General features: G+C 54.1%; 26 protein-coding genes and 3 tRNA genes. 16 read left to right on the top strand and 13 right to left on the bottom strand.

The window, feature by feature from the left end; all coding sequences use genetic code 11:
- Window positions 1-12: 12 nt before the first annotated feature.
- The 3 genes from BJ887_RS12820 to BJ887_RS12810 form a co-directional block, all read right to left on the bottom strand.
- Window positions 13-654: a TetR family transcriptional regulator gene (locus tag BJ887_RS12820; protein ID WP_020885296.1), complete on the bottom strand. Its 642-nt coding sequence runs from the start codon at window positions 652-654 to the stop codon at window positions 13-15.
- 67 nt (window positions 655-721) lie between these two features.
- Entirely contained in the window at window positions 722-1,195 is a 474-nt protein-coding gene (locus tag BJ887_RS12815; protein ID WP_020885295.1) for a threonine/serine exporter, read from the bottom strand.
- On the bottom strand, window positions 1,186-1,962 hold the full coding sequence (locus BJ887_RS12810) for a threonine/serine exporter ThrE family protein (RefSeq protein WP_014168508.1): 777 nt from the start codon (window positions 1,960-1,962) through the stop codon (window positions 1,186-1,188). Before BJ887_RS12810 ends, BJ887_RS12815 begins: the two co-directional genes overlap by 10 nt.
- Before the next feature lie 411 nt (window positions 1,963-2,373).
- On the opposite strand from BJ887_RS12810, the gene BJ887_RS12805 reads away from it, so the two are divergent.
- The gene (locus BJ887_RS12805) at window positions 2,374-3,111 is read left to right on the top strand and encodes a LuxR C-terminal-related transcriptional regulator (RefSeq protein ID WP_014168509.1); all 738 of its coding nucleotides are present in this window, start codon (window positions 2,374-2,376) and stop codon (window positions 3,109-3,111) included.
- Window positions 3,108-3,743 carry a DNA-binding transcriptional activator BglJ gene (bglJ, locus tag BJ887_RS12800; RefSeq protein ID WP_032681707.1) on the top strand — a complete coding sequence of 212 codons (636 nt, stop codon included), beginning with the start codon at window positions 3,108-3,110 and terminating at the stop codon, window positions 3,741-3,743. The genes BJ887_RS12805 and bglJ overlap by 4 nt, the downstream gene beginning before the upstream one ends.
- A 38-nt stretch (window positions 3,744-3,781) precedes the next feature.
- On the opposite strand, the gene BJ887_RS12795 is transcribed toward bglJ, so the two are convergent.
- Window positions 3,782-4,240 carry a YbaK/EbsC family protein gene (locus tag BJ887_RS12795; RefSeq protein WP_014168511.1) on the bottom strand — a complete coding sequence of 153 codons (459 nt, stop codon included), beginning with the start codon at window positions 4,238-4,240 and terminating at the stop codon, window positions 3,782-3,784.
- Window positions 4,241-4,568: 328 nt separating this feature from the next.
- Here BJ887_RS12795 and BJ887_RS12790 point away from each other — a divergent pair, with 328 nt between their 5' ends.
- Window positions 4,569-5,915: a PTS cellobiose transporter subunit IIC gene (locus BJ887_RS12790; protein WP_014168512.1), complete on the top strand. Its 1,347-nt coding sequence runs from the start codon at window positions 4,569-4,571 to the stop codon at window positions 5,913-5,915.
- A 47-nt stretch (window positions 5,916-5,962) separates the two neighbouring features.
- Here the strand turns inward: BJ887_RS12790 and fhuF are convergent, their stop codons facing one another.
- Together fhuF and BJ887_RS12780 are read right to left on the bottom strand one after the other, a co-directional pair.
- Window positions 5,963-6,751 (bottom strand): siderophore-iron reductase FhuF, encoded by a 789-nt coding sequence (gene fhuF, locus BJ887_RS12785; RefSeq protein ID WP_020885292.1) that lies wholly within the window; start codon window positions 6,749-6,751, stop codon window positions 5,963-5,965.
- A gap of 94 nt (window positions 6,752-6,845) precedes the next feature.
- Entirely contained in the window at window positions 6,846-7,910 is a 1,065-nt protein-coding gene (locus tag BJ887_RS12780) for a GGDEF domain-containing protein (protein ID WP_025205608.1), read from the bottom strand.
- Window positions 7,911-8,125: 215 nt separating this feature from the next.
- Here BJ887_RS12780 and BJ887_RS12775 point away from each other — a divergent pair, with 215 nt between their 5' ends.
- Window positions 8,126-8,395 carry a DUF1435 domain-containing protein gene (locus BJ887_RS12775; RefSeq protein ID WP_229216843.1) on the top strand — a complete coding sequence of 90 codons (270 nt, stop codon included), beginning with the start codon at window positions 8,126-8,128 and terminating at the stop codon, window positions 8,393-8,395.
- A 40-nt stretch (window positions 8,396-8,435) separates the two neighbouring features.
- On the opposite strand, the gene BJ887_RS12770 is transcribed toward BJ887_RS12775, so the two are convergent.
- From BJ887_RS12770 to rsmC, 4 genes are all read right to left on the bottom strand, one after another.
- Window positions 8,436-8,522, bottom strand: a tRNA-Leu gene (locus BJ887_RS12770).
- Window positions 8,523-8,554: 32 nt separating this feature from the next.
- Window positions 8,555-8,641, bottom strand: a tRNA-Leu gene (locus BJ887_RS12765).
- 28 nt (window positions 8,642-8,669) lie between these two features.
- Window positions 8,670-8,756: transfer RNA gene (locus tag BJ887_RS12760), tRNA-Leu, on the bottom strand.
- A gap of 173 nt (window positions 8,757-8,929) precedes the next feature.
- Window positions 8,930-9,958, bottom strand: a complete 1,029-nt coding sequence (gene rsmC / locus BJ887_RS12755) for a 16S rRNA (guanine(1207)-N(2))-methyltransferase RsmC (protein ID WP_014168516.1) — start codon at window positions 9,956-9,958, stop codon at window positions 8,930-8,932.
- A 102-nt stretch (window positions 9,959-10,060) separates the two neighbouring features.
- On the opposite strand from rsmC, the gene BJ887_RS12750 reads away from it, so the two are divergent.
- From BJ887_RS12750 to BJ887_RS12715, 8 genes are all read left to right on the top strand, one after another.
- Window positions 10,061-10,474, top strand: a complete 414-nt coding sequence (locus tag BJ887_RS12750; protein WP_014168517.1) for a DNA polymerase III subunit psi — start codon at window positions 10,061-10,063, stop codon at window positions 10,472-10,474.
- The gene (rimI, locus tag BJ887_RS12745) at window positions 10,443-10,886 is read left to right on the top strand and encodes a ribosomal protein S18-alanine N-acetyltransferase (protein WP_014168518.1); all 444 of its coding nucleotides are present in this window, start codon (window positions 10,443-10,445) and stop codon (window positions 10,884-10,886) included. Before BJ887_RS12750 ends, rimI begins: the two co-directional genes overlap by 32 nt.
- 19 nt (window positions 10,887-10,905) lie before the next feature.
- Entirely contained in the window at window positions 10,906-11,583 is a 678-nt protein-coding gene (gene yjjG, locus BJ887_RS12740; RefSeq protein ID WP_014168519.1) for a pyrimidine 5'-nucleotidase, read from the top strand.
- Between the two features lie 91 nt (window positions 11,584-11,674).
- Window positions 11,675-13,264, top strand: a complete 1,590-nt coding sequence (gene prfC / locus BJ887_RS12735) for a peptide chain release factor 3 (RefSeq protein WP_014168520.1) — start codon at window positions 11,675-11,677, stop codon at window positions 13,262-13,264.
- A 303-nt stretch (window positions 13,265-13,567) separates the two neighbouring features.
- Window positions 13,568-14,185: a molecular chaperone OsmY gene (osmY, locus tag BJ887_RS12730; protein ID WP_020885287.1), complete on the top strand. Its 618-nt coding sequence runs from the start codon at window positions 13,568-13,570 to the stop codon at window positions 14,183-14,185.
- A 129-nt stretch (window positions 14,186-14,314) separates the two neighbouring features.
- A complete protein-coding gene (locus BJ887_RS12725; protein WP_003856556.1) occupies window positions 14,315-14,476 on the top strand; it encodes a DUF1328 domain-containing protein in 162 nt (53 codons plus the stop codon).
- A 120-nt stretch (window positions 14,477-14,596) separates the two neighbouring features.
- Entirely contained in the window at window positions 14,597-15,649 is a 1,053-nt protein-coding gene (locus BJ887_RS12720) for a patatin family protein (protein ID WP_020885286.1), read from the top strand.
- Window positions 15,646-16,428, top strand: a complete 783-nt coding sequence (locus BJ887_RS12715) for a TatD family hydrolase (protein ID WP_047356946.1) — start codon at window positions 15,646-15,648, stop codon at window positions 16,426-16,428. The genes BJ887_RS12720 and BJ887_RS12715 overlap by 4 nt, the downstream gene beginning before the upstream one ends.
- Here the strand turns inward: BJ887_RS12715 and BJ887_RS12710 are convergent.
- Complete coding sequence (locus BJ887_RS12710) at window positions 16,423-17,283, bottom strand: YjjW family glycine radical enzyme activase (protein ID WP_121339938.1); 861 nt, start codon at window positions 17,281-17,283, stop codon at window positions 16,423-16,425. The two genes, BJ887_RS12715 and BJ887_RS12710, sit on opposite strands and share 6 nt — an antisense overlap.
- Window positions 17,258-18,805, bottom strand: a complete 1,548-nt coding sequence (locus BJ887_RS12705; RefSeq protein ID WP_121339937.1) for a YjjI family glycine radical enzyme — start codon at window positions 18,803-18,805, stop codon at window positions 17,258-17,260. The genes BJ887_RS12710 and BJ887_RS12705 overlap by 26 nt, the downstream gene beginning before the upstream one ends.
- A 261-nt stretch (window positions 18,806-19,066) precedes the next feature.
- On the opposite strand from BJ887_RS12705, the gene deoC reads away from it, so the two are divergent.
- The 4 genes from deoC (at window position 19,067) to deoD (ending at window position 23,329) form a co-directional block, all read left to right on the top strand.
- The gene (gene deoC, locus BJ887_RS12700; RefSeq protein WP_020885282.1) at window positions 19,067-19,846 is read left to right on the top strand and encodes a deoxyribose-phosphate aldolase; all 780 of its coding nucleotides are present in this window, start codon (window positions 19,067-19,069) and stop codon (window positions 19,844-19,846) included.
- Between the two features lie 56 nt (window positions 19,847-19,902).
- Window positions 19,903-21,225, top strand: coding sequence for a thymidine phosphorylase (deoA, locus tag BJ887_RS12695; RefSeq protein WP_020885281.1), 1,323 nt, complete (start codon window positions 19,903-19,905; stop codon window positions 21,223-21,225).
- Window positions 21,226-21,278: 53 nt separating this feature from the next.
- Window positions 21,279-22,502, top strand: coding sequence for a phosphopentomutase (gene deoB, locus BJ887_RS12690; protein WP_020885280.1), 1,224 nt, complete (start codon window positions 21,279-21,281; stop codon window positions 22,500-22,502).
- Window positions 22,503-22,606: 104 nt separating this feature from the next.
- Window positions 22,607-23,329, top strand: a complete 723-nt coding sequence (gene deoD / locus BJ887_RS12685) for a purine-nucleoside phosphorylase (protein WP_013095492.1) — start codon at window positions 22,607-22,609, stop codon at window positions 23,327-23,329.
- Between the two features lie 46 nt (window positions 23,330-23,375).
- On the opposite strand, the gene BJ887_RS12680 is transcribed toward deoD, so the two are convergent.
- A complete protein-coding gene (locus BJ887_RS12680) occupies window positions 23,376-24,080 on the bottom strand; it encodes a DUF1120 domain-containing protein (protein ID WP_068795231.1) in 705 nt (234 codons plus the stop codon).
- Window positions 24,081-24,094: the final 14 nt, after the last annotated feature.

Here is a 24,094-nt window from a genome sequence, read left to right as displayed (position 1 = left end):
TTGCAAGCTATTTTATGGGCAGGTATAGCGGAGCGCCACCTGAACGGCCATTTTACGGTAGTGCTGGCGCTGTGCCTGTTCGTCCGCACCCTCTTCAAACAGCAGGGTGAAGGTGTAGCTGTTGGCAACGTAGTGGAAGCTGAAACTGCTGATCAAACGATGCAGATCGCGGGCTTCAACCGTCTGATTGAACAACTGCTTTTCTTTCCCGCGACGGAGGATCGCTTCCAGCAGATCAAGCGCGCTGCGGTTGACCTGGCGGAGGTAGCTGGACTGCTGCATAAAACGGCCACGCTGCATGTTTTCCATGCAGATAATGCGGATGTAATCCGGATGGTCGGCATGGTAGTCAAAGGTGGCTTCAACCAGATGAACCAGCGCTTCGACAGGGGGCATTCCCGCCAGGCTGAGCGCCTGTTCACTGGCGCGGATCTGGGTGTAAACATACTCCAGTACGAGAAGATACAGGTTCTCTTTGTTTTTGAAGTGGTAAACAACCATGCGTTTGGTGGTGCCGGCTTTCTCCGCAATTTGTTCCATGCGGGCACCGTTCAACCCGTATTCGGCAAACAGCGTGATAGCGCTCTGAAAGATTTTCTCTTTCAGGCTGGATTCTTCATTGTGCTCGGGGAGTTCGCTGCCTGGGTTAGCCACATCCTTTCCTTATCGTCACCAAACGGATTGGAGTGATTATCCTCACGGCAGCGTAATAATACAAATCTCAAACCCGTGGACGTTTGCGGTACAGCCACAGTCCGGGGATCGACAGTCCGATAGAGAGCGCACCGACAATGGACGAGGCCTTAAGAAAGTTGCTCAGAAGGAGGATCATTTGCGGTTCGGTGTAGCCGAAATGGCTGATTTTCACCGCGGAAATCATGGCCGTATAGGCAGATATGCCGGGGAACATCGGGATAACGGCGGCGACGGTGAACACCTTGGGATGCGCCAGATACCAGCGCGACCACTGAATTCCGATGCTACCGACCAGCATTGAGGCCATAAATGTTGACCATTCAATGTTGAATCCCGCCGTCATCATCACCATTCGCGAGCCATGACCAATAGCACCCAATAGCGCGCACCACGGTAACGCGCGTTGCGGAACGTTAAAGACCATCGCAAAACCGACGGCAGGGATCGCGGCCAGCAGCATATCCTGCGCCAGCGCCAGCAGAAAATCGATCACGCCCATCCGCGTAACCCCCAGAGTGTCATGGCCATTACCACACCAATGCAGGTTGCAAGCGTCAGCAGGCTGGCAATCGCCCAGCGTGCCAGACCGGTATTGATGTGCCCCTTAAACATATCGGCTACGGCGTTAATCAACGGGAAGCCGGGCACCAGCAGAAGCACGCTGGCCGCCATGGCAATCGTCGGCGTGTTGGCAAACTGCGGCAGACGAAGCAGCAGGCCAGAAACCGTGGTGGCGACAAAAGCGGTAATGCAGAAATTAATTTGCGGGTGGAGTTGGCGGTGCGTCAGGAGCTGGCGCACGTACATGGCGATGCTGCTGGCGAAAAAGGTGATGACCGCGCCGTCCCAGCCGCCTTTGTTGAGCTTACAAAAACAGGCGCAGGACAGCCCGACCATTAACACCACCAGCCAGCGGGGATAACGTAAGGGCTTAATCTGGTTGAACCGTTTTTCAATGTCGTGCAGGTCGAGAAGCTTATGCTCAGCAAGAATGACGATATGCTGAACCTCGGTTACAACGTGCATATTGATGCCGCGGTCGTGGTTTTTGCGGGTGGAGGTCAGGCACTGACCGTCTTTTATGGTGGTCAACACGATAGCATTGGATGAAATGGCGCTCTCAACGCTGTCCATACCCAGCGCCAGCCCCAACCGGGTGGAGAGTTCCTCGACCAGCGCGCTTTCCGCCCCGTGCTGGAGCAGAAAAAGACCGCACTGAATACAGAGCCGCGTGATGGCACGCTGCGTTGATCGATCTGCCTGCATGTCATGTCCTGAAGAGAAGGTGAATAGCTTGCCTGTTGGCCCGTCATGCTTACTTTTAGCACAAACTGCAGTGCCTCTAGCTGTGGGTCAGATCAAGCTTTATGCAAACAGTTGCGGGCTGTCTGACGGCGAGATGCGGTTTTGGGCCATAAATATGATGAATTATTAATTGAGAAATATAAGATATTTATATTTAGTTTTACTAAGTTTATATTTTAATTATTTTAAGGCCTTTATAATTAAATTTATCTGTGCTTTGTGAGATATTACCGCTGTTTTAGGCATTTCTTAAATGAAGCACACATCTCATCTTCTGCTTGTATTAATCAGTTTTACACTCAGGGACGAATACACTTATACCTTGATGCGTTTTAACGTTACTCATCATATGAAAATGGACACGGAGGGTCTATGTCGTCATTGAATGGTAAACATGGCGTCGTCATTAGCAGGATACCCGTAATGCAAAACGGGTTGGGGGGCGTGATGACACGCCATTTTGCCGATTTTGATTTAACGTTTTGCCGTTCGCTGCAGGAATTAACCCTGCTGCAGTTAAGGCGTGCAGACGTCATTATCGCTGATATTTCAGGTGAATACAGGAATCCCCGGGGCACGCTCGAAGAATATTACGGTTTATTAAATCAATATCGGGATATTCACTGGATTTTTTTAGTCTCCCGACCGCTTTACCCTATTGCCGTTGAGCTGCTGATGCGTCCGGAAAGCACGTTGCTTTCTGATATGGAGCCGATAGAAGGCGTAATTAACGCCATCCGTGCAGGCAGTGAACGGGCAGAGCGGATAAGCCAGACGTTATTAACGCCCGAGCCTGCCTGTAACGATGATGAAGACGACCGCGTCATTGCGCTCACCCACTCTGAACGCAAGGTATTGCGTCTGTTAGGCAAGGGCTGGGGGATTAACCAAATTGCCACTTTGCTCAAGAAGAGCAATAAAACGATCAGTGCACAGAAAAACAGTGCGATGCGACGGTTGTCATTACGGAGTAATGCCGATCTGTACGCCTGGATCAACAGTACTCAGGGATTGAGAGAGCTGAGTTTAATGTCAGCCTATGGAGAGTTCGAGGAATGGATAAAACCGGTTCAACAAGACATATTGCCGTCATCGAAAATTGCGCGATGAGTGCCGTCGGGCTGGAGCATCTGTTTGCACTGCCCACGCTCAGCCATTATCAACTGCACATGTTCAGTGAATTTGACAGCTTTAAGAAGGCGCTTCCTCATGTCTCTTTTTTCTCGCTGATCTATTCACTTTCTGATGCGCGAGAAGAGCGTCGAAACTGTCTGGCATCCCTGCGGGATCTCGCGTTTACGCATAATCATATTCAGCGCATCATCCTGGCGGCAGATGAAATGGAAGCGCGGTTAATCAGCCATCTTTCCCCTTCACGCCTTCACGGTGTCGTCAGTAAATCGGTGTCGCTCGACCGCCTGCAGGAGGAACTGCTGGTGTTGCTGAGTGAAACGCTGCACATCAATGACAATATGCTCAACCACTGGTACAAGAGTCAAAACAGGATGTTAAGTCCAACGGAGCGGGCGATTTTGCGGTATATGTCCTGCGGGTTTTCTATTCCTGAAATCGCCGCGCAGCTTGAGCGCAATATTAAGACCATCCGGGCGCACAAGTTTAATGCGATGGTGAAGCTTGGGGTCAATTCTGACGTGGGGCTGCTTGATGCGGCAGATATTCTGACTCATCTCCCGGCCCGGGATCCGCGAACATCAGTATTAAGCCAGCCGACATTTTTATAAGCTGATATCTGTGCGCCAGACAGGCTCTGGCGCCTCATTCAGATGCAAACATCTACCCATTTTGCGGACGTCAGTTCTGCCATTCTGTCTGGTGAAATACGCACGGCACTGTGAATTGCACCCGCGGCCGGCAGCACTTCAGCATACTGCTTCAGTGAAATATCGCAATAAACCGCGAGCGGATTTTCCAGCCCAAACGGGCACACGCCGCCAACAGGATGACCCGTGATGGTCACCACTTCATCACAACTGAGCATGCGTGCTTTTGCGCCAAACGTGTCTTTCAGTTTTTTATTATCCAGACGCGCATCCCCTTTCGCGACCACCAGAATGACGTCATTTTTAACCTTCAACGACAGCGTTTTGGCGATTTGTCCCGGCTCAACACGATGGGCGGCAGCAGCCAACGCAACGGTTGCGGTACTCTGGCTAAGTTCAATAACCTCTATATCCGGAGCGTTGTCGGCAAAAAACTGCTGTACAGACTGCAAACTCATTGTTTCCTCCTGACAAATATCCCGCGTAATCTGTCATAAGAATTTATGCTCTGTAAATATCTCTTCAGTAACAAATATCCCACACGGCCGATTTCTGGATCGCCTTCACATTCACGGAAACCGGTTACAGTAACCGGTTGCAGACCGTGAGTGAGAGATTAATACTGACTATGTAACGTCCCCTGTATCCAATAATAAGAGCTAAATATGAAACCATTCCGTCTGAGCAGTACCGCTGGTAAACGCGCCGGCAAGGTTGTGAAGGTGATGTATGGACCAACGTATGGCGTGTATGCGCCCGTCATAAACGTCTGAAAGGAGATCTGCTATGTCTGCCAACCATGCTGCGTTTAATCTGATATTTCGTTTTGTAGAAAATTACGTCAGCCCGATTGCCGGGCGGATCTCCTCCCAGCGTCATGTTATGGCTATTCGTGATGGCTTTATCTCCGCGATGCCGTTCATGATTGTGGGTTCATTTTTACTCGTCTTCGCGTATCCACCGTTTTCGCCTGATACCACCTGGGGTTTCGCGCGCGCCTGGCTGGACATGGCGAAGCAATTTGAAGGTCAGATCCTCACGCCGTTTGATATGACCATGGGCGTTATGTCCCTGTATATCTGCGCGGCCATTGCCTATAACCTTGGCAAACACTATGTCAAATCGCATCAGTTAGACCCGTTCATGTGCGCCATGCTGTCGCTGATGGCGTTTCTGCTGGTCGCGGCGCCGAAAACCAAAGGCACGCTTCCGGTCGACAGCCTCGGTGGGACTGGCATTTTTACCGCGATTCTGGTGGCTATCTACTGCGTTGAGATGATGCGTTTTCTGAAAGCGCATAACATCGGGATCCGTCTGCCGGACCAGGTTCCGCCGATGATCAAAAACTCCTTTGACCTGTTGATCCCGGTGCTGGTGGTGGTGTTGACGCTCTACCCGCTGAGTCTGGTGATTCAGTCTGAGTTTGGCATGCTGATTCCGCAGGCGATTATGTCTGTTTTCAAACCGCTGGTTTCAGCCGCAGACTCCCTGCCGGCAATCCTGCTGGCGGTGTTGATTGGGCATTTGCTGTGGTTCGCCGGGATTCACGGCGCCGCGATTGTCTCCGGGATGTTGCAGATGTTCTGGCTGACCAACCTGGGCGCTAACCAGACCGCGCTGGCCGCCAGCCAGCCGCTGCCGCATATTTTTATGGAAGCGTTCTGGACATTCTTTATCGTCATCGGGGGGTCAGGTGCCACGATGGGGCTGGTGTTCTGCTACCTGCGCAGCCGCTCCGCTCATCTGCGTTCTATCGGCCGTCTGAGCGTGGTGCCAAGCCTGTTTAACATCAACGAACCCGTTATATTCGGTACGCCGATTGTCATGAACCCGGTGTTCTTTATTCCGTTCCTGCTGGCACCCATGGTTAACGCCGTGCTGGCCTGGTCGGCGATGAAGTTCGATTTGATTGGCCGCGTGATCTCCGTTGTGCCGTGGACGGCACCTGCACCGGTAGGTGCCGCATGGGCGCTGGGCTGGGATTTCCGTGCAGCCATTCTGGTGGTGGTCCTGGCGTGCGTATCGGCCATCATCTACTTCCCGTTCTTTAAAGTGTACGAGAAGCAACTGCTGGAGCAGGAAGCGGAAGAAGCGCAACGTAATGCGGAAGAGGAAAATCAGCAGATAGCGTGAGAAACGGGTGCCGGGTCAGCGTTAATGCGGCCCGGCAACACCTGACCTTACTTGAGCGTACAATCTCCACACTGCTGAACGTCCGGCAGGCGATAACGCTGGCAGCAGGTGCGACGAACCAGAAGCCCGTCACGAAGGACCACGGTGCGGAATAACGGGTTATCGCGACCATCGGAAAGCTGTTTTGCAAAGAAACAGGACTGGCGCAGGGCCTCGACCTTCTCATCACCGAGCAGAGGTTTCATTTCCGTCAAATACCAGTGGATTAAATACCCGGTATTGCTCCAGATAAGCTTCCCGTTGATTTCCCCCGTCTCTTCCAGCGCATCCACTACCGGGATCAGGGCGCGAGTTATGAGCTGCTCCATACGTTCCTGAGCAGAGAGGTGCTCCGCGTTCTGGTCTTCGTGGAGATCAATCCAGAAACAGGCCGCTCGGCCGGTCTCGTGGAACTCGACATGAAAATATTCCGGGGAGAGTTCAAGCATGCCCTTTTGAGTGAGCAGCGCCAGCATGAGTGGGGGCACCATCAGCCCGATATACCACTGCGCCCAGAGGGAGAGCAGGGGTTTGTTTTCCCGCGTAAGGGTCGGTTGATTGCGATAGATATGGTCGGAATAGGTTGCCAGCAACGACTGCAGTGTCGACGGCTGTCGCCACTCTTCCAGCGTCATGGCGTGGTGCGGGTGCGCTTCATCCAGCCTGATAAAGTCCAGCAGGTGGGCGCGGGTTTTAGCGATCTTATCCCTGATGGCATCCGCAAGCGAAACATTCCCGGTGGGGAGGCGGGCTCTCCAGAGAAGTGGTTCAACGATTTGTGCGGTATGAGTGGCCATAGTAGAGATACAAATCTAAATGATAATGATTGCCAATCCTAACTATTGCTCATACCGATGGCAAGACTTTTGTCCTCGTTATATGACGCCGCGCTTACGCGGTCTGAAGCTCTTCGCTCAGCAGGATGTTATTGCGCCCCATATGCTTTGCTTCGTAGAGGGCTTTGTCCGCTTTCTCCAGTGCGCCTTCGGCGTCTTCATCCTCAAAAATGGCAATTCCAATGCTGATGGTGACGTTTGTCGCCACGCTTTCATTGAACATATGCGGGATTTTTAAATCGTAGACTTTCTGGCGGATCCGCTCTGCCGTCTGGCGGGCATGCTCGAGAGAAATATTGGTCAGCAGAACCATAAATTCTTCCCCGCCGAAGCGCGCCACAATATCACGTGAACGCACGGCATCACGGATGGCAGCAGAGACCCGGATCAGCGCCTGGTCGCCCATCATATGGCCGTAGTGGTCATTGTAGGCTTTAAAGTGGTCGATATCCATCAGCAGGACAAAGTGCTCGCCGTTCTCCACTGCCGGAAGATTCTCCAGCCGGCTTTGCAGTCCGCGACGGTTATAAAGGCCGGTAAGCGGGTCCATCATGCTGAGATCGGTGAGGGTCTCACGCTCCTCCAGCAAACGGGAGAGCAGTTCCTGCGCGAAGCGATCGTTACGTCTTTGCAAAATGTTATGAATCGCAATTGCTACCACAGGAAGTGCGAAAGAATAGGTCATTCTCAGCCATATATCATGATTACTTAACCACAGGCAGACAATAAAGGTGGGGAAGGAGTGCAGCGTAAATGCTTTGATATTACTGGCGAAGGCCAGCGTACCAATAAACAGTACCGTTAATAATGCCATGATCAAATAGGTCGCCTGATCGTGGGTAATTAACGAAAATTTCGAGGCCACCTGCCACGCCCATAAAATACCGAAGATCGCTGAAACGGCAGGAATATTTACCTTGCGCGTTCTCTTTTTCCAGTGCCAGACGAGCAGCCCGGTGCTGATAACAAAAATAGAAATCAGGGGGACTGATAACAGGCGAATAGAATAGAGCGGGTTTGTTACCGAGAACACAGCAGAGGTCGCGTTCAGAAATAAAAATAAACGTAACGATAATTGATATTTACTGTGGACCAAAGACCGCCAGGATTGTGATGTCATAGTAGTGCGTTTTTATTAATATTTAATTAAAACAGGTAAATAGGTGTTGTTTCGCAATGAAAGATGCAAAAAACTCAAAGAGTAATTATCAGAAAATCTTTAGGTCTAGTTAACAGGTGAGCAATTTATCACCTTAGGCATTTCCTGTCATTACAGGAAAGGTAAAGGGGGAGAGTTTTTGATTAATCGTGCTGACAAATGATAATTGATATCATATGATATTGGTTATCATTATCAGTGGGGGAGGGCGAACCATGTTGAACAGGGCGCTGGGAAGTGGTTGGGGAGTGTTACTGCCGGGGGCGATTCTTGGCGGTCTGATGTTTGCCGATCTCTCCATTGATGTCTGGAAAGCGCTCATTGTGTCAGGACTGTTAGTGACGTCAGGGATGATCTGGCATAAACAGCTACGCCACTTTGTGTTACTGCCGTCATGCGTAGCACTGGTCAGTGGAATTCTGGTGATACTGATGAGTTTGAAATAAGCGGAAAGTGAGAAGAACGTCAGAAAGGATGTAAGATAATTGGTGCGAGGGGGGGGACTTGAACCCCCACGTCCGTAAGGACACTAACACCTGAAGCTAGCGCGTCTACCAATTCCGCCACCTTCGCACAGTCATCTTACTTTTTTGATATCGCCTCGTTGGTGCGAGGGGGGGGACTTGAACCCCCACGTCCGTAAGAACACTAACACCTGAAGCTAGCGCGTCTACCAATTCCGCCACCTTCGCCCAGTGCGAGCAATATCAACGTGATTTATGGTGCGAGGGGGGGGACTTGAACCCCCACGTCCGTAAGGACACTAACACCTGAAGCTAGCGCGTCTACCAATTCCGCCACCTTCGCATACCATCGACACTGTAAAAGTATCGTAACCACGGAGGCGCATTCTAGATGTTTTCAGCATTACGTCAACAGAAAAATGCGCACGCTGTTTTGATTGCTGCAAAAATGGCCGATGGTGGCGCCAGGTTTTGCCGGATAGCGGTTACGCGTATCCGGCCTGCCAGATAAGGGGATTACTTCTTAGCCTGACGCGTCATCACGGTGCGGTAAACCTTAAAGCGACCCGTCTGGGCGATGACTTCATGGAAGCCAAAGGTTTCATCCAGCACTTTCGGGTACGGCAAGAAGGCGTTAGCCACGATACGCAGTTCACCCCCGCTGTTCAGATGACGTACTGCACCACGGATCAGCGTTTGCGCCGCTTCAAGGCTGGTTTCCATACCATCGTGGAACGGTGGGTTGGAGATGATCATGTCGAAACGGCCATTCACATCAGAGAAGACGTTGCTGGCAAACACGTCGCCTTCCAGGCCGTTTGCGGCAAGCGTTGCGCGGCTTGCTTCAACCGCCGGGGCGCTCACATCGCACAGGGTTAAGCGCACTTTTGGCGAATGGCTCGCCAGTACGGTCGCCAGTACACCCGCGCCACAGCCGACGTCCAGCACTTTGCCTTTCGTATGCGGCGTCAGGGTGGAGAGCAGCAGCTGGCTGCCCACGTCCAGACCGTCGCGGCTGAAGACGCCTGGCAGAGTTTTAATGGTCAGACCGTCAAGCTGATACTCATCCCAGAATTTCTCAGCATCAAAGGTCGCCTGTTTTTCCAGACGGCCGTGATACAGGCCACAGCGACGGGCGCTGTCGATTTTATTCAGCTGCGCATAGCCTTCCAGCATCTGTTCTGCGCTACGAACGCCGCTGCGGTTCTCACCGACCACGAAAATATCGCAGCCAACGGGCAGCAGAGAAAGCAGGTTCATCAGCTGGAACTGGGCTTCTGGCTTGTTCTTCGGCCAGTAGTAGATGAGCGTGTCGCAGTCGGCGATGTCGCTCTGTTCAGCGACCAGGCTAAAGCGCGCGCGGTCGTCCATCTGGCGGCTCAGTACCTGCCAGTGGTGGTAGTATTGGGTGTGGGCACGGCTTTCAGCACAGTCGAAACGTGCGGGCAGGTCATCCTGCATATCTCCGGCAAACAGAATACGGCTTTCTTCGAAATCATCACTGTGACGCAGCAAGACTTCACTTGCCGGGGTAAATGCAGACATGAATTGTTCCTCAATTAACTCAGGCGGGGATTATAGTAGGTAGATGGCGCAGTTTCGACACATTTGCTATATTTGCGCGCCTGAGAGACAGGAGTTTTCCCTATGACATCCCGACGAGACTGGCAGTTGCAGCAACTGGGCATCACCCAGTGGGCCTTGCGTCGCCCGACGGCGTTGCAGGGCGAAATCGCCATCTCCATCCCTGCGCACGTCCGGCTGGTGATGGTGGCGGAGGAACTGCCTGCCCTGAATGAACCCCTTATTGGTGATGTCCTTCGTAGCCTGAAGTTGACCACTGAACAGGTTTTACAGCTTACGCCAGACAGGGTCACCATGCTGCCATCCGACAGCCGCTGCAACAGCTGGCGTATGGGAGACATCGATGAGGTCTCCCTGGAAGGGAGCCAGATCTGCTCGCCAGCGCTGGACGAACTGAAAGCCAACCCAAAAGCGCGCAGCGCGCTATGGCAACAAATCTGCGAATATGAACACGATTTCTTCCCTCACGACGCCTGATCTGACCGCGGCGTACGCGATTGAAACGCGCGCCCATGCTTTTCCATGGAGCGAAAAAACCCTCGCCAGCAATCAGGGCGAGCGGTATCTGAATTACCGTCTGGACGTCGACGGCACGATGGCCGCTTTTGCCATCACGCAGGTCGTTCTGGACGAAGCGACGCTGTTTAATATCGCGGTTGATCCCGCGTATCAGCGCCGGGGGCTGGGAAGAGAACTGCTTGAGTATCTCATTCGCGAGCTCGAAACCCGTGACGTTTTCACCCTGTGGCTGGAGGTGCGCGCGTCGAATGTCGCCGCCATCGCACTCTATGAAAGCTTAGGCTTTAACGAGGCGACTATCCGCCGTAACTACTACCCCACCGCAGAGGGACGTGAAGACGCCATCATAATGGCTCTGCCGCTTGGATAACTAAAATAAGGTTGTAACGATGAAATGGGACTGGATTTTCTTTGATGCCGACGAAACGCTGTTTACGTTTGACTCGTTTGGCGGCCTACAGCGGATGTTTCTCGATTATAGCGTTACCTTCACCGCTGAAGACTTTCAGGACTATCAGGCGGTAAACAAACCGCTGTGGGTGGATTACCAGAACGGTGCCATCACCGCGTTACAGCTGCAGCACCAGCGCTTTGATGTCTGGGCCGAGCGGTTAAACGTCAGCCCGGGTGCGCTTAACGATGCCTTCCTTAATGCCATGGCGGATATCTGCGCGCCGTTGCCGGGCGCGGTTTCCCTGCTGGACGCCCTGAAGGGCAAGGCGAAGCTGGGCATTATTACCAACGGGTTTACCGCCCTGCAGCAGATCCGCCTTGAGCGTACGGGCCTGCGCGATCATTTTGACGCGCTGGTGATCTCTGAAGAGGTGGGCGTACCTAAGCCGGATCCGCGTATTTTTGATTATGCGCTGGAACAAGCGGGCAATCCCGATCGTGAACGAGTGCTGATGGTCGGGGACACCGCGGAGTCGGATATTCGTGGCGGGATGAACGCCGGCCTGTCGACCGTCTGGCTGAATGCACACGGTCGCACGTTGCCGGAAGGTATCCAGCCGACCTGGACCGTCACGTCATTGAACGAACTGGAGCAGCTCCTGTGTAAACAATGATTGCCTGCCCCCCATTGATGGGTAAAATAGCCGCATTTTTCGTATCCCATGATGCGCGGCCTGACGCCGCGCTTATATAGAAGATTTCATTATGACGTTGTCTCCTTATCTGCAAGAGGTGGCCAGGCGCCGTACTTTTGCCATTATCTCTCACCCGGATGCCGGTAAAACGACCATCACCGAGAAGGTGTTACTGTTCGGACAGGCGATTCAGACTGCGGGTACCGTAAAAGGTCGTGGTTCCAACCAGCATGCAAAATCTGACTGGATGGAGATGGAAAAGCAGCGTGGTATTTCCATTACCACCTCCGTGATGCAGTTCCCGTATCATGATTGCCTGGTCAACCTGCTGGATACCCCGGGGCACGAAGACTTCTCGGAAGATACCTACCGTACGCTGACGGCGGTGGACTGCTGTCTGATGGTCATCGACGCCGCGAAAGGGGTAGAAGATCGTACCCGTAAGCTGATGGAAGTTACCCGTCTGCGCGATACGCCGATCCTCACCTTTATGAACAAACTCGACCGTGACATCCGCGACCCGATGGAGCTGATGGATGAAGTGGAAAACGAGCTGAAAATTGCCTGTGCGCCTATCACCTGGCCCATTGGCTGCGGCAAGCTGTTCAAGGGTGTCTACCACCTTTATAAAGACGAAACCTATCTCTACCAGACCGGTAAAGGCCATACCATTCAGGAAGTCCGTATCGTAAAAGGTCTGGATAACCCGGAGCTGGATGCGGCTGTGGGTGAAGAGCTGGCCGCGCAGCTGCGTGACGAGCTGGAGCTGGTTCAAGGTGCATCTCACGAATTCGACAGAGAGCTGTTCCTGAGCGGTGAAATCACCCCGGTCTTCTTTGGTACCGCGCTGGGTAACTTCGGCGTTGACCATATGCTTGACGGCCTGGTGGAGTGGGCGCCACAACCGATGTCACGTAAAACTGACACCCGTGAAGTGGAAGCGAAAGAAGAGAAGTTCACCGGTTTCGTCTTTAAAATTCAGGCCAACATGGACCCGAAACACCGTGACCGCGTCGCCTTTATGCGCGTGGTGTCCGGTAAGTATGAAAAGGGCATGAAGCTGCGTCAGGTACGTATCGGTAAAGATGTGGTGATCTCCGACGCGCTGACCTTTATGGCGGGCGACCGTTCGCACGTTGAAGAGGCCTATCCGGGCGACATCATCGGTCTGCACAACCACGGTACGATTCAGATCGGCGATACCTTCACCCAGGGTGAAATGATGAAATTCACCGGTATTCCAAACTTCGCACCGGAACTGTTCCGTCGTATTCGCCTGCGCGATCCGCTGAAGCAGAAACAGCTGCTGAAAGGGCTGGTTCAGCTTTCCGAAGAGGGCGCTGTCCAGGTGTTCCGCCCAATCGCTAACAACGATCTGATCGTAGGCGCTGTCGGTGTGCTGCAGTTCGACGTGGTCGTTGCGCGTCTGAAGAGCGAGTACAACGTGGAAGCGATCTATGAATCGGTTAACGTGGCGACCGCGCGCTGGGTAGAGTGTTCTGACGTGAAGAAATTCGAAGAATTTAAACGTAAGAACGAAGTGCAGCTGGCGCTGGATGGCGGTGATAACCTGACGTATATCGCCCCAACCATGGTCAACCTGAACCTGACTCAGGAACGTTATCCTGATGTCCAGTTCCGCAAAACGCGCGAACATTGATCCCCTCTCAGAGCACGGCAATCGCCGTGCTCTTCTTTATTTCCTGTCTTATTAATCTCTTGCGGAATGTTCTTAATTCAACATTATTTCGCGTATTTTGTTCGTTTTTTACCCAAATCTGAAAGCGGCACTGTGAGAGTGATCTATATTTAACTCAGTGTTTAACACCGGGCGTGGATGAATTAACTGTTCAATGCATGACTTTGGGTTCTCCATTTTGCCCGTGTGTTCATTCGCAATATATAAAACTAGCAATTAGGGAAGTATGTCGCCCGAATGACGGGTATACACAGGAATACATCGATGAATATGACAAGACTGAAGATTTCTAAAACTCTGCTGGCTGTGACACTGGGTAGCATCCTGGTAAGTGGTTCTGCTCTGGCTGAAACCAGCACTATGGATAAAGCGCAGTCCACCGCCGATACCGCAGGGCAAAAAATCGATAGCTCTATGAATAAAGTCGGTAATTTCATGGATGACAGCTCAATCACAGCAAAAGTGAAAGCCGCACTGGTGGATGATGAAGCTATCAAGAGCACCGATATTTCCGTTAAAACTGACAAGAAAGTTGTCACCCTGAGTGGTTTTGTAGAAAGCCAGGCCCAGGCCGAACAGGCGGTAAAAGTGGCGAAGGGTGTTGAAGGTGTAGCGTCCGTGAGCGACAAACTGCACGTTCGGGACAGCAAAAACGCGTCGGTGAAAGGGTATGCCGGAGATGCAGCCACCACCAGCGAAATCAAAGCTAAACTTTTAGCAGATGACATCGTGCCATCTCGTAAAGTGAAAGTGGAAACCACCGATGGCGTGGTTCAGCTTTCCGGTACGGTCGATTCTCAGGCGCAAAGTGAGCGCGCCGAGTCCATCGCGAAAGCGATCGATGGTGTTAAAAGCGTTAAAAACGATCTGAAAACGAAGTAAATCTGCACCATTCGCCCGTCTGGCTAACGTCAGCGGGCGAAATAAAAATGACTCTGGAAAATCGCCGGTGAGTGACCTGAGCGCGCTCACATTTAGCGGCCGACATTAACTATGGTAAAGGAGAAGCTTATGTTTCGTTGGGGCATTATATTTCTGGTTATCGCGTTAATTGCCGCCGCATTGGGCTTTGGTGGTCTGGCAGGTACAGCGGCATGGGCAGCAAAAATTGTCTTTGTCGTGGGTATTATTCTGTTCCTGGTCAGCCTGTTTACGGGTCGTCGACGTCCGTAGCAAACGCAATATTCCTTCAACAAAAAAAAGCCAGTCCTCGTGACTGGCTTTTTCTTGTTTCAGTCGCTGGTCGGGTGCGCTACTGTGTCATAACAGAAAAATGAAAACAGGAAAGCAGAGGTGGGGCAACGAATTCCCGTTACGCTCGGCAATATTGCGCCGCTGGCGTTAAAGCCGTTTCGCGCAGGCCCGCTTGCGCTGGTGTGTGAAGGTGGCGGACAGCGCGGCATTTTTACGGCCGGTGTGCTGGACGAGTTTATGCGCGCGCAATTCAACCCGTTTGACCTGTACTTCGGGACCTCTGCCGGGGCGCAAAACCTCTCTGCTTATGTCTGTAACCAGCCCGGCTACGCGCGAAAAGTGATCATGCGCTACACCACGGCGAAAGAATTTTTCAACCCGGTGCGCTTTGTGCGCGGCGGGAACCTGATTGACCTCGACTGGCTACTGGATTCGACCTCAAGCCAGATGCCGCTGGCAATGGATACGGCGGCGCGCCTGTTCGACAGCGGAAAAGAGTTCTGGATGTGCGCCAGCCGTGGTGATGACTACACGCCGGGGTATTTCTCTCCTCAAAAAGAGAACTGGCTGGATATCATTCGCGCCTCCAGCGCCATTCCCGGTTTCTATCGTTCCGGCGCACTGCTGGACGGCATCAGCTATCTGGACGGCGGCATCAGTGACGCGGTGCCGGTACAGGAAGCTGCGCGACGCGGGGCAAACACCATTGTGGTGATCCGCACCGTCCCGTCGCAAATGTACTATACCCCGCAATGGTTTAAACGCATGGAGCGCTGGTTAGGCGACAGCAGCCTGCAACACCTGGTCAACATCGCGAAGCAGCATGAAACGACCTACGGCGCTATGCAGCGCTTTATTGAAAAACCGCCGGGTAAGTTGCGTATATTTGAAATTTATCCGCCTAAACCGCTGGTCAGCATGGCGCTGGGCAGCCGCGTTCCTGCGCTGCGTACCGATTACAAAACGGGGCGTCTGTGCGGACGTTACTTCCTGGCGACAATAGGCAAACTGCTGGCTGAACAACCGCCTATACATCGTCATAAAGCCATTATTACCCCACCGGCGGTGGTGGCGAATGATGCGCTGGCGATGCCGCTGGTGGATGCTCCGCAGGCGAATGACGCATTGTTAGATAATGAGGATCTGGCGTGACGTACCGGTTTATCGATACCCACTGTCATTTTGATTTTCCACCGTTTACGGGGGATGAAGAGCAAAGCATCACGCGAGCTGCACAAGCCGGCGTAGAGGCGATAATTGTGCCGGCGGTTGAAGCGGCATACTTTGAGCGGGTACTGGATCTCTCAAGGCGGCACCAGGCGCTGTACGCCGCGCTCGGCCTGCATCCCATTGTGATTGAACACCATCTTGATGAGCATATCGACGCGCTGGACGCCATTGTGCAGACGGCTGGCGACAAACTCGTCGCCATCGGTGAGATCGGCCTCGATCTCTATCGCGACGATCCGCAGTTTGCGCGCCAGCAGACGATCCTTGATGCGCAGCTGCGTCTGGCGAAGCGCCACGATCTGCCGGTGATCCTTCACTCCCGTCGAACCCATGACAAACTGGCAATGCATCTGAAGCGTATCGATCTTCCGCGAAGGGGCGTTGTGCACGGTTTTTCAGGGAGCCTGCAGCAGGCGCAGCGCTTTATTGCGCTGGGCTATAAAATTGGCGTCGGGGGTACCATCACCTATCCACGCGCCAGTAAAACCCGCGATGTGATGGCGCAGCTGCCGCTCGAAGCATTATTACTGGAAACCGACGCACCGGATATGCCGCTCAACGGTTTTCAGGGGCAGCCAAATCGCCCGGAGCAGGCCGCTCGGGTCTTTGACACGCTCTGTGAGCTGCGCGAGGAGCCGGAAGAGGTGATTGCGCATGCCCTGCTGGAGAATACCCGCGCGGTATTTGGTATTACGTTATAGATAAAGCGCCGGTCGGATCACCACGATTTGCTGTTGTTCCAGCGCCCGCGCCAGCGGCTCAATATCTTCGGGCGTGGCGCTGCGCCAGGACGCCGCTTCACCGTAAACGCCGTGAGCATGAAAGGCGTTAATGCGTACCGGGACATTGCCCAACGCGTGGATAAACGCCGTCAGTGCTTTGAGATGCTCCAGATAATCACACTGCTCCGGGATCACCAGTAATCGCAGTTCCGCCAGCCGCTGGTGGTGTGCCAGCCAGCGGATACTGTGCTTAATCTGCGGATTTTCGCGTCCGGTCAGGAAGCGATGGTGTTCGTTCCCCCAGGCCTTCAAATCCACCATTGCCCCGTCGAATACCGGCAGCAGTTTTTGCCAGCCGGTTTCCCCTAACAGACCGTTGCTGTCCACCAGGCACGTCAGGTGTTGCAGGGCGGGATCGGCTTTGATCGCCGTGAAGAGCGCCACCAGGAACGGTAGCTGCGTTGTCGCTTCACCGCCGCTCACGGTAATGCCTTCAATAAAGGGTGCGGATTTAGAGAGCTGAGTGAGGATCTCGTCGACGCTAAAACGGTGCGCCATTGGCGTTGCCTGCTGCTGGCACAAATGCAGGCAGGTATCACACTGCTGACACTGACTCTCCTGCCACCAGACCCGCCCGGCCTGTATATTCAGTGCATCGTGCGGACAGTGGGGTACGCAGTCGCCGCAGTCGTTGCAGCGTCCGATGGTCCACGGATTGTGGCAGGTTTTGCAGCGCAGGTTGCACCCCTGGAGAAACAGAGCCAGGCGGCTGCCCGGCCCGTCCACGCAGGAGAAGGGGATCACCTGACTAACTAAAGCGCATCTGCTGTTCATGGCTTATCACGCGTGGCTGGCGCTCCAGGATGCGGGTGTGTCGGGCGGCTTCTTCTCCAAGCCAGGTGGTGTTAGTGCGTGACCCTGTTTCACGGTATTTCTCCAGGTCGGACAACCGCACCATATATCCGGTCACGCGTACCAGATCGTTACCGGCCACGTTGGCGGTGAACTCCCGCATTCCCGCGTTGAACGCACCCAGACACAGTTGCACCACGGCCTGCGGGTTGCGTTTGACCGTCTCGTCCAGCGTCAGGATGTCGCTAATCCCGGCGTGATAGTGCTTGTGGTGTGGCGCCACGCTCAGCAGGTGGCTAATCGGGTCCGGCTCCTCCCCGTAAGGCAACCGCGCGCCCGGCGTCGTACCGATATCAGAGCTTATTCCGGACTGGGCATGCAGCATCGCACGCTTTTTCCAGCCGTATTTCACCGGCGTGTTTTCAACAAACGCCGCGAGCTGCTCGCTGATGCGATACCCCAGCGCGTTGGCCTGGTCGTCTTTACCGTAACGGCCCGGGGAACCCGCTTTCTCACACAGCACGTTCACCGCTTCGGCCAGGCCGTACATGCCGAACATCGGCACAAAGCGGTCGGGATCAATCAGTCCCTCTTTGACGAGGAAGCTATTCTCAAAGAAGCCGGATTTTTGATACAGGAACTCGCAGCGGGCATTGATGACGGCCAGTTGCTGCTGGCAGTAGTGGGGCAACGTACGGCTAAAAAAGTCTTCGGGCGAGTCGCTATGTTCGGCAATGGCCTTCAGGTTCAGGCGCACCAGCGTGCTGCCGCCGCCTGCCAGCGGCAGGGAGTTGTAACAACTCACGATGCCATAACGGCCTTTTGTGAAAATTTTATCATTCACCGGGCCGTTAGAAATATGGGGTTTGCTGCATTCACAGAGGTTTTCGGCCACCCTGAGCAGCAGCGAGTCTGGCGTGATATCGGGATCATAAATAAAGGTCAGATTCGGTGCGACCTGCTTCAGCTCTGCATCAGCGCGTAAAATCGCGCGGGTAACGGGCGTGTCCGCCGGACCAATATTGGCATGCATAAACGCATCCGGAAGCGTTCTGTCGAGATAGCGCCAGAAACGTTTTATTCGGCTATCGATTTCTTCTTGTGTTAGAATATTAACATACGGTTGCAGTAATGCATCAAGATGACCGAGGAAGACCGGCATCGATGTGACAGAAGGAACATGGTGGTACAGGATGGTCAGCAGTGAGAGCGCGTCATCCAGATCCTTTGCCCCTTCCAGTTCCAGCCATGCCGAGCCGTTGGCGAGGAATCTGGCGTAATCAGGCAGAACATAGCGCGGTTTATAAGGCGCATGGCCTTCGAACATGTCGCAGATAAATCCCTCTTCCAGCGCGGTGCGAGCGGCCTGAGGCAGCGCGGGGTAGGGAAGATGGTTCTCCGCTTCCAGCGCCAGAAAATGACGTTTTTGCTCGGGGGTCAATACCGGGCTTGTCACAATTTGCTGGCAACGTTGTTGCAGTGCGTGAGGGCTGGCGTGGGACATATTCGCTTCCTTTATGGTTCTGCGGATGATGACCGAATTGTAGGAAGTCATCCCGGGGGGACTTTTGATCCCACACCGGGTATCGCTGCTTTAATCAGCAGCGACAGCAGTAAAATTTGAAGTTCATCTCATTACAGTAATGCAAATTTGTACGCAGTTTTCATTAACTGTGATGAATGTCGAAGTGTAAGTGCGGCTGAATGTTAGAATAGTCACAGACCGCAAGGTGAAATTTATACGGCGATGCCGTTGGAGAATGTTATGACCGATTTAACTGCAAGCAGCCTGCGCGCGTTGAAACTGATGGACCTGACCACCCTGAATGATGACGACACCAATGAGAAAGTCATCGCCCTGTGCCATCAGGCGAAAACGCCCGTCGGGAACACTGCAGCCGTCTGTATCTACCCGCGCTTTATCCCCATTGCCCGTAAGACGCTGAAAGAGCAGGGCACGCCGGATGTACGCATTGCAACCGTGACTAACTTCCCGCACGGCAATGACGACATCGAGATTGCGCTGGCTGAAACCCGCGCGGCCATCGCGTACGGTGCTGACGAAGTGGACGTGGTATTCCCGTACCGTGCGCTGATCGCCGGTAACGAGCAGGTTGGTTTTGACCTGGTGAAAGCGTGTAAAGACGCTTGTGCTGCGGCAAACGTGCTGCTGAAAGTGATCATCGAAACCGGTGAGCTGAAAGAAGAAGCGCTGATCCGTAAAGCGTCTGAAATCTCCATCAACGCGGGTGCGGATTTCATCAAAACCTCTACCGGTAAAGTGCCGGTGAACGCAACGCCGGAAAGCGCGCGCATCATGATGGAAGTGATCCGTGATATGGGCGTGGAAAAAACCGTAGGCTTCAAACCTGCGGGCGGCGTGCGCACGGCTGAAGATGCGCAGCAGTTCCTGGCGATTGCCGACGAACTGTTCGGCCCGGCGTGGGCGGATTCCCGTCACTATCGCTTTGGTGCATCCAGCCTGCTGGCGAGCCTGCTGAAAGCGCTGGGTCACGGCGACGGTAAGAGCGCAAGCAGCTACTGATTTTTATCCTGCGGCGGGCCATCCGCCGCATTTAACCTGTTTTCTCGGGGGTTACCGTGTTTCTCGCACAAGAAATTATTCGTAAAAAACGTGATGGTCATGCATTAAGCGACGAAGAGATCCGCTTCTTTATCAATGGCATTCGTGATAACACCATCTCTGAAGGGCAGATTGCTGCTCTGGCGATGACCATTTTCTTCCACGATATGTCGATGCCTGAGCGTGTATCGCTGACCATGGCGATGCGAGATTCAGGAACCGTTCTGGACTGGAAAAGCCTGAACCTCAACGGCCCGATTGTGGATAAACACTCAACCGGCGGTGTAGGTGACGTGACGTCATTGATGCTGGGCCCAATGGTGGCGGCCTGTGGTGGTTATATCCCCATGATCTCCGGGCGTGGCCTGGGACATACCGGCGGTACGCTCGACAAACTGGAAGCCATCCCGGGCTTCGATATCTTCCCGGATGACAATCGCTTCCGCGACATTATTAAAGACGTTGGTGTGGCGATTATCGGCCAGACCAGCTCTCTTGCTCCTGCCGACAAGCGCTTCTACGCGACCCGCGATATCACCGCGACCGTTGACTCTATTCCCCTGATTACCGCCTCTATCCTCGCCAAGAAACTGGCGGAAGGCCTGGATGCGCTGGTCATGGATGTGAAAGTGGGCAGCGGCGCATTTATGCCGACCTATGAACTTTCCGCGGCGCTGGCAGAAGCCATTGTGGGCGTCTCCAACGGAGCGGGCGTGCGTACTACCGCCCTGCTGACGGACATGAACCAGGTGCTGGCGTCCAGCGCAGGCAACGCCGTGGAAGTGCGTGAAGCCGTGCAGTTCCTCACCGGTGAATACCGGAACCCGCGTCTGCTCGATGTCACCATGGCCCTGTGCGTGGAGATGCTGATCTCCGGCAAGCTCGCCAGCGATGATGCCGACGCACGCGCCAAACTTCAGGCGGTGCTGGATAACGGCAAAGCGGCAGAGATCTTCGGCCGCATGGTAGCAGCGCAGAAAGGCCCGACCGACTTCGTTGAACACTACGCGAAATACCTGCCAACGGCGACGCTCAGCAAAGCGGTCTACGCCGATACCGAAGGCTTTGTCTCGGCGATGGATACGCGCGCGCTCGGCATGGCGGTCGTGTCGATGGGCGGCGGTCGTCGTCAGGCCTCGGACACCATTGATTACAGCGTCGGCTTTACCGATATGGCGCGTCTGGGTGACAGCGTCGATGGTCAACGTCCGCTGGCCGTGATCCACGCGAAAGATGAAGCCAGCTGGCAGGAAGCGGCGAAGGCGGTGAAAGCGGCCATTACGCTTGATGATAAAGCACCGCAAAGCACACCGACTGTCTATCGCCGTATCACCGAATAGCGGTATACTGATCTGATCGATAATTTTTGAAGCACTACGTACGGAGAACAATTATGAAACGTGCATTTATTATGGTGCTGGACTCATTCGGCATCGGCGCAACCGAAGATGCAGAACGTTTTGGTGACGTGGGTTCCGATACCATGGGTCACATCGCTGAAGCCTGTGCGAAAGGCGAAGCGGACAACGGTCGTAAAGGCCCTCTGACTCTGCCAAACCTGACCCGTCTGGGTCTGGTGAAAGCCCATGAAGGTTCTACCGGTAAAATTGCAGCCGGTATGGACGGCAATGCGGAAGTGGTAGGCGCGTACGCCTGGGCGCACGAGCTCTCTTCCGGTAAAGATACCCCGTCTGGCCACTGGGAAATCGCCGGCGTGCCGGTTCTCTTCGACTGGGGTTACTTCTCCGATCACGAGAACAGCTTCCCGCAGGAGCTGCTGGACAAGCTGGTTAAGCGTGCCAATCTGCCGGGCTACCTCGGTAACTGCCACTCTTCCGGTACCGTGATTCTGGACGAACTCGGTGAAGAGCACATGAAAACCGGCAAGCCGATTTTCTACACCTCTGCCGACTCCGTGTTCCAGATTGCCTGCCACGAAGAGACCTTTGGCCTGGATAAGCTTTACGAGCTGTGCGAAATCGCACGTGAAGAGCTGACCGAAGGCGGCTATAACATCGGTCGCGTGATTGCACGTCCGTTTATCGGTGATAAAGCGGGTAACTTCCAGCGCACCGGTAACCGTCATGACCTGGCCGTTGAACCACCGGCACCGACCGTACTGCAGAAGCTGGTTGACGAGAAAGACGGCCACGTGGTGTCCGTGGGGAAAATTGCAGACATCTATGCCAACTGCGGTATCACCAAAAAAGTGAAAGCCACTGGTCTGGATGCGCTGTTTGACGCCACCATCAAAGAGATGAAAGAAGCGGGTGACAAGACTATCGTCTTCACCAACTTCGTGGACTTCGACTCCTCCTGGGGCCACCGTCGTGACGTGGCCGGTTATGCCGCGGGACTGGAACTGTTTGACCGCCGTCTGCCGGAGCTGATGGAGCTGGTGGGGGAAGATGACATTCTGATCCTGACCGCCGACCACGGCTGCGACCCAACCTGGACCGGTACCGATCACACGCGCGAGCACATTCCTGTGCTGGTGTACGGCCCGAAAGTGAAACCTGGCTCACTGGGCCACCGTGAAACCTTCGCCGATATCGGTCAGACTATTGCGAAATACTTTGGTACGTCCGACATGGAATATGGCAAGGCCATGTTCTAAACACATCCGGGCGTATCCCCTCTCCCTCCGGGAGAGGGAGAACACCATGCAGGCCGGGCAGGCGCCGCCGCCACCCGGCAAAAACACGATAAAAGGAACTGAAGATGGCAACTCCTCACATTAATGCCGAAATGGGTGATTTCGCTGACGTCGTATTGATGCCGGGCGACCCGCTGCGCGCGAAGCACATTGCAGAAACTTTCCTCGAAGACGTGCGTGAAGTGAACAACGTTCGCGGCATGCTGGGCTTCACCGGTACGTACAAAGGCCGCAAAATCTCCGTGATGGGTCACGGTATGGGTATCCCATCCTGCTCCATCTACACCAAAGAGCTGATCACCGATTTCGGCGTGAAGAAAATCATTCGCGTAGGCTCCTGCGGTGCAGTACGTATGGACGTTAAGCTGCGTGATGTGGTTATCGGCATGGGCGCGTGCACGGACTCTAAAGTTAACCGTATGCGTTTCAAAGACCACGACTTTGCCGCCATCGCTGACTTCGGCATGGTGCGTAACGCGGTTGACGCCGCAAAAGCGCTGGGCGTAGACGCACGCGTGGGTAACCTGTTCTCTGCTGACCTGTTCTATGCACCAGACGGCGGCGAGATGTTCGACGTGATGGAAAAGTACGGCATCCTGGGTGTGGAAATGGAAGCGGCTGGGATCTACGGTGTTGCGGCTGAGTTTGGCGCGAAAGCACTGACCATCTGCACCGTGTCTGACCATATCCGTACGCACGAGCAGACGACCGCTGCTGAGCGTCAGACCACCTTCAACGACATGATCAAAATCGCGCTGGAATCCGTTCTGCTGGGCGACAAAGAGTAATGTTGTACTGCCGGGCGGCGTTCGCTGCCCGGCATGCTCTTCCCGGTTACAAATACACCACGCTGATGGTCGCCTGACCGTCAAACTCCGTATCTTCCGTTAAAGACAGATTCTTCAGATTCTCGACCGCCAGCGACACGTTCAGCGGGAAAGAGACGCTGGTGACCGCCATCGGGTCGTTTTTGCCCGCCGGTGCAACGCTCATCAGACCCAAATCTTTATTGGCGATGGTACCACCGTTGGCTTTCTGCCAGCGGCTCACGCCCGCTCCCGCGGTCACGGCCGTACGGATAGGCTCAGCGTTATTGCCGTTCGCCGTCACATCGCCTGGCGTGGTGTAAATGGAGTACGCGCCGATGTTTTTACCATCGTGCGTTTTGCCCAGCCCAAAGGTGCTCATCGCACCGCGAAGCTCACCGCCGTTAGCATTGGCGTTTTTCACCTTCAGGTTACTGCTGCTGCCCGTGCTGGCGTTGGAATCGGTACGGTTATCCGCAATGCTCCAGCCCACCTTTGTTGGCGTTGGGCAGTTGATCGTCAGCATCACCCCTTTTTCGCCCAGCTGCGTAGCCTGGGTTTGCGACAAATCGCCAATCTGAATCCTGCCAAAATCGATCACGCCATTATTGCTCAGCTCCGGTACACACGAGGCACCGGCAAGCGAGGCTTTGACTTTCAGTACGGCGGTATCGCCCGCGTGTGCGGATGTGGCCGCCAGGGCCAGCGCGACAACGAGTAAACATTTTTTCATTGTTAATCCTTAAC

The organism is Enterobacter sp. WPR_3_1 (assembly GCF_003635055.1).
GTDB lineage: Bacteria > Pseudomonadota > Gammaproteobacteria > Enterobacterales > Enterobacteriaceae > Enterobacter > Enterobacter ludwigii.
This window is presented reverse-complemented; position numbering and strand designations above follow the sequence as displayed.

Coding starts and splice junctions, on each gene's coding strand:
- BJ887_RS12815 (WP_020885295.1), bottom strand. CDS start 1,195: ATGGGCGTGATCGATTTTCTGCTGGCGCTGGCGCAGGATATGCTGCTG.
- BJ887_RS12810 (WP_014168508.1), bottom strand. CDS start 1,962: ATGCAGGCAGATCGATCAACGCAGCGTGCCATCACGCGGCTCTGTATT.
- BJ887_RS12805 (WP_014168509.1), top strand. CDS start 2,374: ATGTCGTCATTGAATGGTAAACATGGCGTCGTCATTAGCAGGATACCC.
- bglJ (WP_032681707.1), top strand. CDS start 3,108: ATGAGTGCCGTCGGGCTGGAGCATCTGTTTGCACTGCCCACGCTCAGC.
- BJ887_RS12795 (WP_014168511.1), bottom strand. CDS start 4,240: ATGAGTTTGCAGTCTGTACAGCAGTTTTTTGCCGACAACGCTCCGGAT.
- BJ887_RS12790 (WP_014168512.1), top strand. CDS start 4,569: ATGTCTGCCAACCATGCTGCGTTTAATCTGATATTTCGTTTTGTAGAA.
- fhuF (WP_020885292.1), bottom strand. CDS start 6,751: ATGGCCACTCATACCGCACAAATCGTTGAACCACTTCTCTGGAGAGCC.
- BJ887_RS12780 (WP_025205608.1), bottom strand. CDS start 7,910: ATGACATCACAATCCTGGCGGTCTTTGGTCCACAGTAAATATCAATTA.
- BJ887_RS12775 (WP_229216843.1), top strand. CDS start 8,126: ATGATATTGGTTATCATTATCAGTGGGGGAGGGCGAACCATGTTGAAC.
- rsmC (WP_014168516.1), bottom strand. CDS start 9,958: ATGTCTGCATTTACCCCGGCAAGTGAAGTCTTGCTGCGTCACAGTGAT.
- BJ887_RS12750 (WP_014168517.1), top strand. CDS start 10,061: ATGACATCCCGACGAGACTGGCAGTTGCAGCAACTGGGCATCACCCAG.
- rimI (WP_014168518.1), top strand. CDS start 10,443: ATGAACACGATTTCTTCCCTCACGACGCCTGATCTGACCGCGGCGTAC.
- yjjG (WP_014168519.1), top strand. CDS start 10,906: ATGAAATGGGACTGGATTTTCTTTGATGCCGACGAAACGCTGTTTACG.
- prfC (WP_014168520.1), top strand. CDS start 11,675: ATGACGTTGTCTCCTTATCTGCAAGAGGTGGCCAGGCGCCGTACTTTT.
- osmY (WP_020885287.1), top strand. CDS start 13,568: ATGAATATGACAAGACTGAAGATTTCTAAAACTCTGCTGGCTGTGACA.
- BJ887_RS12725 (WP_003856556.1), top strand. CDS start 14,315: ATGTTTCGTTGGGGCATTATATTTCTGGTTATCGCGTTAATTGCCGCC.
- BJ887_RS12710 (WP_121339938.1), bottom strand. CDS start 17,283: ATGAACAGCAGATGCGCTTTAGTTAGTCAGGTGATCCCCTTCTCCTGC.
- BJ887_RS12705 (WP_121339937.1), bottom strand. CDS start 18,805: ATGTCCCACGCCAGCCCTCACGCACTGCAACAACGTTGCCAGCAAATT.
- deoC (WP_020885282.1), top strand. CDS start 19,067: ATGACCGATTTAACTGCAAGCAGCCTGCGCGCGTTGAAACTGATGGAC.
- deoB (WP_020885280.1), top strand. CDS start 21,279: ATGAAACGTGCATTTATTATGGTGCTGGACTCATTCGGCATCGGCGCA.
- deoD (WP_013095492.1), top strand. CDS start 22,607: ATGGCAACTCCTCACATTAATGCCGAAATGGGTGATTTCGCTGACGTC.
- BJ887_RS12680 (WP_068795231.1), bottom strand. CDS start 24,080: ATGAAAAAATGTTTACTCGTTGTCGCGCTGGCCCTGGCGGCCACATCC.